The organism is Pseudomonas sp. 3A(2025) (assembly GCF_054589175.1).
Window position 1 is genome coordinate 1 of the sequence record NZ_BAAILM010000056.1, and the last position, 336, is coordinate 336.

General features: G+C 49.7%; 1 protein-coding gene. It reads left to right on the forward strand.

The annotated features are described in order from the left end of the window. Window positions 1–25: 25 nt before the first annotated feature. Window positions 26–336: hypothetical protein (locus tag ACYP2A_RS20460; protein ID WP_459747669.1), on the forward strand; the 311-nt coding region annotated here is incomplete at its 3' end.

Sequence of the window (336 nt, forward strand, 5' to 3'; positions counted from 1 at the left end):
CTCCGACAAAGAGGCCCTAAAACTAATGACCTGGTCGCTCAAGGCAATTATCCACCCTCCCCGCGACAGAAAATTTGCCATACTATTTTCTTTTGGCGCGCCCGGAATAGTCTTGGCCGGTATACTCTGGTCACTCGATCTAGCCACTATCGAGAGCTATGACTTTCCGATATTTATCACTGTCGCCCTGCTTTTAACCTCCTTCGCCATCCTGGCTGGGGTTCGCCAAAAAACCCTCTTCAACTACCGGGTTTACCCTGACCATGTAGAAAGCGACGAATGCCTCTACTACCCCGAGTACACAGAAGACCTGTTCAAGGGCATCGTTATTGTCTT